The organism is Nocardia sp. NPDC058497, from assembly GCF_042720195.1.
Classification (GTDB): domain Bacteria; phylum Actinomycetota; class Actinomycetes; order Mycobacteriales; family Mycobacteriaceae; genus Nocardia.
Genome location: NZ_JBHXMY010000290.1, coordinates 1 through 7,349 on the forward strand (window position 1 = coordinate 1; position 7,349 = coordinate 7,349).

A 7,349-nucleotide genomic window follows, 5' to 3' on the forward strand; every position below is an offset into this window, starting at 1 on the left:
TCGGCGCCCGCGGCGGTGCGCAGGCGGAGGGTGAGTTCGTCGAGGCGGGTGCGGGTGGCGGCGATGGTGGCGGTGACCGTGCCGAGGCGGGCGTCGAGGTCGCGGGACTGCTCGTGCAGGGCGGTTTCCTCGGCGCGCAGGGTGTCGAGGCGGATGGTGAGTGCGGCGACGCGGTCGGCGGCGTCGGCGGCGTCGTCGAAGCGGTGGGTGGCGGTGCGGACGGCATCGGCCAGGGTGACCGGGTCGGCGTCGCCACCGCGCGCGATCAGTGCCTCGATCTCGCGTTCGATGACACCGATGCGCTCGGCGATCCGGTCGCGGGCCGCTTCGGCCACCTGCTCGGCAGCGGTGGCGGCGTCCTCGGCATCCTTGGACACCGCGTCGTCGGTGGGCTGCGCGGGATCGGGGTGCTCGGCAGATCCGCAGACCGCGCACGGTGCGCCGACGGCCAGCGCGCCCGCGAGCTCGGCGGCCATGCCCGCCAGCCGACGCGTTCGCAGGTCGAGTACGCGCTCCCTGGCGTCTAGATGGTTTCGCCGCGCGGAATCGAACTCGGCCTGCGCCCGATCCAAAGCCGGTCGCTGCTTGGCCAATTCGACGGCAGCGGCTGCCGATTCCTGCCACTTGCCGAGTTCGGTGCGCAGCCCGGGCAGTGCGGCGGCCGCATCGGTCGCCTCCCGCAACTGCTCCCCCGCCCCGGCGATCACGGCGGGCAGCTCCGCCCGGCGCTGCGCGAATTCACCAGCGCGCCGGGTGAGGCGGACGGCTTCAGCTTCGTGCGCCGCGATGTCGGCGGTGAGCTGCTTGGCGATCTCCGCATCGGCCCGCACCTCACCGAGCACACCGAGCAGGCCGTTCCACTGACTCACCGCCCCGTCGAGATCACCCTCGACATCCCGAACCCGCTTCGGCTGCCCGACCGACCCAGTGGCCGAAACATCAAGGTCCGCATCAGCATCGGTCAGCTCATCGAGCACGACGGTCAGCTGGTCGACGCCCACGATGTCGGCGGCCGCCTCGGCTCCCAACTGGACGGCCAGTTCGCCGGCGACAGTGCGGCTCGCAGCCTCGGCGCGGCGCAGCGCGCGGACCGCCGCGCGTGCCTCGTCGATGGCGTGAACCACCGGCTCGGCGCGGCGGGCTTGTTCGAGTTCGCGTTCCAGCTCGGCACGGCGGGGAGCGGTCGCGGCGTAGGTCGCCAATTCCTCGCGGGCTGCCGCCATCCGGGCGTGCAGCCCGGCGATGCGGCGCTGTTCCTCGGCCTCGGTGCGCGCTTCGGCCGATTCCTTGTGCCGCAGTTCGGCATTCGTGTTGGCCTCGGCCAGCTCGGTGCGGGCGGCCGCCAGCAGATCTTGCGACCAGCTGACCGCGTCCAGGACGCCGACCGACTCCGAACCGCTGTAGCCCGCGGCCATACCGACCTTGGTGATGAGCCGGTCGATGCCCTGCTTGCGGGTGTCGAGGTCGGCCGCGGCCGCACGACGACGATCCGCGAGCCACTGTTCGGCGGTGCCGAATCGTTCGGTGTCGAAGAGCTTTTCGAGCAGCCTTTCGCGGTCTTCGTTCTCGGCACGCAGGAATCGGGCGAAGTCGCCCTGCGGCAGGAGCACGACCTGGAAGAACTGGTCGGCGCTCATGCCGAGCAGGCGCACGACTTCCTCGCCGATGTCCTTGAACCGGGACAGGTTCTCACCCGAGCCATCGAGCCATTCCAGGGTGCACTTGGCCTGGATCTCCCTGAGTTTGGTGCTGTCTCTACTGCTCGGCCGTTCGAAGGCGGGGCTGCGGGTGAGACGAATATGCCGACCACCCAGCGTGGCTTCGAGCGTGACCTTCGGCGGTGTCTCCGGATCAGCGTGATCGGAATGCAGCCGCTTGCTGTCGCCCCTCGCACCGGGCACGCGCCCGTACAGCGCGAACGCGATAGCGTCGAGGACGGTGGTCTTCCCGGCCCCGGTGTGCCCGTGCAGCAGGAACAACCCGTCGGCGCCGAGCGCGTCGAAGTCGACGACGGTGCTGTCGGCGAACGGACCGAAGGCAACCATCTCGAGTCGATGCAGTCTCATGCCACACCACCGGCTACCGCGCCGGACACGGCATCGACATGCCGACGGTCAGCTCCACAGCGCGGAAGGCTCACGCGGACACGTCCATGGCATCCGCGCCCTCGATATCCCGTTCCGATTCGACACGCCCCGAATCAGTTTCACGCACTGCGGCGGCCAAGGCTCGCTCCACCCACACCATCTCCCCCTTGCTCGGTTCCCCGCGCACGTCGGTCAGGAAACTCGCCGCCACCTCGACATCGCGGCGGCCGTGCACCCGCTCGCGATAATGCAACTCCGGATTGCCCTCGGGGCGAGCCCATTCCACGTGCACCGCGTGCGGGAACCGCTCGCGCAGCTTACGCATGGGGTCGACCGGCCTGGTGCTGTCGGTGAGGGTGGCCGAGACGTAATGCTGTTCGGCATCGGCGAATTCGCCCTCGGTGAGCAGTTCGTCGAGCGTGCCGGTGAGCCTGCTGAGCCCGCGCACCAGCGGTAGATCGTGGCGGTACGCCGCGGTCAGACCGTCGGCGTCGAGGTCGATGATCCAGACCGCCTTGCGGTGAGAATTCTCGGCGAACGAGTACGGCAGCGGAGAACCGCTGTAGCGCACCGAATCCGAGAGGGTCTGCGGCGAATGCAGGTGGCCGAGCGCCACATAGTCGATCCCGTCGAACGCCGACATCGACACCGTCTCGACCCCGCCCACCGAGATCGACCGCTCCGAACCCGTCGCCTCCCCACCGACGACGAACGCGTGCGCGAGCACCACCGTGCGCGCGCCAGGCCTGCCGGCGAGATCGGCGCGAATTCGCCCCATCGCCGCATCCAGGATCTCCGCGTGCGACCGCGCCTGCGGCACACCCAGTTCGGCGCGGGTGATCTCCGGCTCCAGATACGGAATGCCGTAGAAGGCCACCTCGCCGTGCGCGTCGGCGATCAGTACCGGCCGGTCGGCGTCGGACACCCGGGTACACAGATACAGCCCGCCCGCAGCCGCGAAGCTGGCGCCGGCACCGAGCCGGGCGGGGGAATCGTGATTGCCCGAGGTCGCCACGATCAGCGCGCCCGCGGCCCTGATCGCCTCGAAGCCGCGATTGCAGACCGCGATGGCATCGGCATTCGGAATGGACCGGTCGTAGACGTCACCCGGCACCACGACCACGTCGACGGACTCGGCCGCGACCAGTTCCGCGATCGATGCCAGCACCCGCGCCTGGTCAGCCAGCAGGTCGACGCCATGGAAGGTGCGCCCGATGTGCCAGTCGGAGGTGTGCAGGATCCGCATGCCGCGAAACTTAGGCCACACCCCCGACAGAATTCAATTGACGCACTACACGCGTGTAATTCACCGGCGTGGCGTCCGGCGCGTCACCACGCGGGGTTGCTCGGCGATTGCGAGTTTGTCGGTGGGCTCGGGCACTATCGCCGCTATGACCGCCTCGATGCTCGTCGCGCTCGTCTTGGTATTCGCCGCCGGGTTCGGTCTCGGCTGGTTGGGGCACTCCGCCCGCGGTGGGCAACGCGCCGTCGCGGCGGAGGCCAGGCTCGCCGCCGCCGGGGACAACCAACGGTTGCTGCAGCAATCGCTGCACGTGGCGAACGAGGACGCGGCGCGCAGGCATTCGGCCGCGATCGGGGCGATGGTCGATCCGCTGCGCGCTGCGGTCGGCGCGCTGGAACAGCAGATCCGCCAGGTCGAGCATCACCGGATCGACGCGTACTCGGGATTACGGGAGCAGGTCGCGGGGATGCAGCGCACCTCGCATCGGCTCTCCGATCAGACCGGTCAGCTGGTCGCGGCGCTGCGCGCGCCGCAGGTCCGCGGTCGCTGGGGCGAGATCCAGCTGGAGCGGGTCGTCGAGCTGGCGGGCATGACCAGGCACTGTGATTTCGACACCCAGGTCCACCGCGCGGGCGGCGACGATCGCGCCGGGGTGCGGCCCGACCTGGTGGTGCGGCTGGCGGGCGGCAGGCACATCGTCGTCGACGCGAAGGTGCCGTTCACGGCCTATCTCGACGCCGCGACCACCGACGACCCCACCGCGCGCGACCAGCTGCTGGCCCGCCACGCCAAGCACCTGCGCGCCCACGTCGACCAGCTGGCCGACAAGGCGTACTGGGCGGCCTTCGATCCGGCGCCCGAGTTCGTCGTCCTGTTCGTGCCCGGCGACCCGTTCCTCGACGCCGCCCTCACCACCGACGCCGGACTCCTGGAGTACGCGTTCGGCCGGAACGTGATCCTGGCAACCCCCACTACGCTGATCGCGCTGTTGCGCACGGTCGCGTTCAGCTGGCGGCAGGAAGCGCTGTCGCGCGATATGGCAACGGTGCAGCAATTGGGTAAGGAGCTCTACACGCGGGTCGGCAAAGTGGCCGAGCATCTGGACAATCTCGGCGTGAATCTCGGTAAGGCAGTAGCGGCTTTCAACGCGACCGTCGGTTCCGTGGAGTCACGGGTGATGGTCACGGCACGCCGGATGCACGATCTCGGGATCGCCGATCAGGAGCTCCCGGCAATCCGGCTGACCGAGACCAGACCGCGGGTCGTGGCCTTCGCCGACGCCGAGGATCGCCGCTGAGATCCCCGTGCCGCAGCGCCTGAGGGCGCATTGTGCGGTTAGTGTCATAGGGTGGCTGCTTCTCAACGTGCGCGACCCCGGGTGCCCGCGCCGCAACGTTCGATCATGCCCTCGGTGCCCGGCATCCCCGCCTGGGCCGCGATTCTGCTTGCCGCGGGCATGACGATGTTCGGGTTCCTGATCGACGGGCTCGGGGGCGAGACCTACCCGACCGGCACGTTCTCGGCGCTGTATGTGCTCGGCTGTGTGCTCGCCGTCTGCGCCGTGCGGTTCCGCGGCCTGTTCTCCACCATGGTGATGCCGCCGCTGCTGCTGTTCGTCGCGGTGCCGCTGGCCTGTCAGATGCTGGGTGGGCGCGCCACCACCTCCATCAAAGACGTGCTGATGAACCTGATCATCCCGCTGGTGGAGCGTTTCCCGACGATGATGCTGGCGACCGTGCTGGTGCTGGCGATCGGCGGCGCCCGGATCGCGATCGCCAAGCGCGCCCCCGCCACCGCGCGGCCCGCCACCGAACGCAGGACCGAACGCAAAACCGAAGCCAAGCCGGTCAAGCGACGCAGGCCGGAAACCCTCGACGAGGCGAGCCGCGGCAGGCGCACCCGCCGCGCCACCGCCGTCCTGGACGACCCGGTCACCGAAGTCGACATGGCCAGCCCGGCCCGCCGCGCCCCGCGCGCGACCGAGCCCAAGCGCGCCCCCGCCGCCGCCAGGACACCGCGATCAGGCCGTGGCGCGGCACCGCGTGAGGCCGAGCCGGCGCGCACGCCGCGCCGCAGGGCCGACCCGCAGCCGCACCCACAGCCGGCCGTGCGCTACCGCGACCGCGCCGACACCGGCCGCACCGAACGGCGCCGACCCGACAACGTGTGAGAAACGAAGAATCCCCGCCGCGATCACGCGACGGGGATTCCTTCTTTATGAGCCTGTAGTCAGTCCTGCGGCGCGGCATCGCGACGCGCGGCGCGCAGCTCACGCGGCAGCGAGAACACCAGGGTCTCGTTGGCCGTCGTCACCGGCTGCACCTCGCCGAAGCCGTGCTCGGCGAGCAGGTCGAGCACGCCGGTCACCAGGATCTCCGGCACCGACGCGCCCGAGGTGATGCCGATCGTCCGCACGCCGTCGAGCCACGCGAGGTCGACTTCACGGGCGTAGTCGACCAGGTACGCGGCCCGTGCGCCCGCACCGAGGGCGACCTCGACCAGCCGCACCGAGTTGGAGGAGTTGCGCGAGCCGACCACGATCACCAGATCGCATTCGGGCGCCATCGCCTTGACCGCGGTCTGGCGGTTGGAGGTGGCGTAGCAGATGTCGTCGCTGGGCGGATCCTGCAGCGTGGGGAACCGTTCGCGCAGGCGCTGGACCGTCTCCATGGTCTCGTCGACCGACAGCGTGGTCTGCGACAGCCAGATCACCTTCGACGGATCGCGCACGAAGACCTTGTCCACCGAGTCGGGGCCGTCGACCAGCTGCACGTGCTCGGGCGCCTCACCGGCGGTGCCCTCGACCTCCTCGTGGCCTTCGTGGCCGATCAGCAGGATGTCGTAGTCGTCGCGGGCGAAGCGCTTGGCTTCCTGGTGCACCTTGGTGACCAGCGGGCAGGTCGCGTCGATGGTGCGCAGGTTCCGCTCGGCGGCGGTCTCGTGCACGATCGGCGCGACACCGTGGGCGGAGAACACGACCAGCGCGCCCTCCGGCACCTCGTCGGTCTCGTCGACGAAGATGACGCCGCGCTCACGTAGCGTCTCCACCACGTGCCGGTTGTGCACGATCTCCTTGCGGACGTAGATCGGGGCGCCGTGCTTCTCCAGCGCCTTCTCCACGGTCTCGACGGCGCGGTCGACGCCCGCACAGTAGCCGCGCGGCTCAGCCAGCAGCACGCGCTTGCCACCGGCAGCGGACGCGCCCGCGGAGCGCGTGATACCGACGTTCAAGGGAATTGCCGAGGTCATGATCCACAGCTTACGTGCGTCGCGCGGGCGGGATCAGGGCGGATCCAGGGGCGAAAGTCACATCTGGGCAGCCTGGACCTTTGCATCACAGGCGGTTTGCGGCAGGCTGGGACCATGTTCCGTCCTCCGTTCGTGGCCCGGGTCGCCGCCGGCGCCGCCGTGTACGCCATAGAAGAGACCCGGCGGTTACCCGTCGCCGCGGTCAATTTCCCGATCACCGCGATCAGTCGCGTGCTGCAGACGACCATGCATGTGCAGCAGTTCGTCACCAGCCTCGCGCTCAAGGGTGACCTCGTGTTCGAACGTCTAGGTTCGACTCCGCAGGAGCAGCCGGAGTGGGCCACCTTCGACGAGGACATCGCGCCGGCGCCCGCGGTCGCCACCAACGGCCACGCCAGCCGCTTCGATCTGTACACCGAGGAGCACCCGGCTGAGCAGACCAACGGCAAGGCCGTGCCCGCGTCGCTGCTGCTGCTCGAGAACGAGGCAGTCGAGTCCGCCGAGGAGCCCGCCGCCGAGCCGGAGTCCGAGGAGGTGCAGGCCCCCGAGGTCGCCATCCGCTACGACTACCCGGCGATGACGCTGGCCCAGCTGCGCGCCCGGCTGCGCATGCTGACCGTCGAGGAGCTGGCCCAGCTGCTGGCCTTCGAGCAGCAGACCCGCGCCCGCGCCCCCTTCGTCACCATGCTGACCAACCGCATCGCGACGGTGCAGGCGCAGTAAGGATCCCCCTTCGTTGCGGCCGCAATCCGCGCCACCGGCGCTGGTTG

Annotated in this window: 6 protein-coding genes; 3 read left to right on the plus strand and 3 right to left on the minus strand. The window is 69.9% G+C overall.

What is annotated here, in order from left to right:
- Positions 1-2,066 (minus strand): AAA family ATPase (locus ACFWPJ_RS19445; RefSeq protein WP_378853213.1); only part of this gene is annotated, 2,066 nt, incomplete at its 3' end.
- 70 nt (positions 2,067-2,136) lie between these two features.
- Complete coding sequence (locus ACFWPJ_RS19450; RefSeq protein WP_378853215.1) at positions 2,137-3,333, minus strand: exonuclease SbcCD subunit D; 1,197 nt, start codon at positions 3,331-3,333, stop codon at positions 2,137-2,139.
- A gap of 145 nt (positions 3,334-3,478) precedes the next feature.
- Here ACFWPJ_RS19450 and ACFWPJ_RS19455 point away from each other — a divergent pair, with 145 nt between their 5' ends.
- A complete protein-coding gene (locus ACFWPJ_RS19455) occupies positions 3,479-4,627 on the plus strand; it encodes a DNA recombination protein RmuC (protein ID WP_378853217.1) in 1,149 nt (382 codons plus the stop codon).
- Positions 4,628-4,732: 105 nt separating this feature from the next.
- Positions 4,733-5,500, plus strand: coding sequence for a DUF6542 domain-containing protein (locus ACFWPJ_RS19460; protein ID WP_378853219.1), 768 nt, complete (start codon positions 4,733-4,735; stop codon positions 5,498-5,500).
- 59 nt (positions 5,501-5,559) lie between these two features.
- On the opposite strand, the gene ACFWPJ_RS19465 is transcribed toward ACFWPJ_RS19460, so the two are convergent.
- Complete coding sequence (locus tag ACFWPJ_RS19465; protein ID WP_378853221.1) at positions 5,560-6,579, minus strand: 4-hydroxy-3-methylbut-2-enyl diphosphate reductase; 1,020 nt, start codon at positions 6,577-6,579, stop codon at positions 5,560-5,562.
- Between the two features lie 114 nt (positions 6,580-6,693).
- Here ACFWPJ_RS19465 and ACFWPJ_RS19470 point away from each other — a divergent pair, with 114 nt between their 5' ends.
- A complete protein-coding gene (locus tag ACFWPJ_RS19470; protein WP_378853223.1) occupies positions 6,694-7,302 on the plus strand; it encodes a lipid droplet-associated protein in 609 nt (202 codons plus the stop codon).
- Positions 7,303-7,349 lie beyond the last annotated feature (47 nt).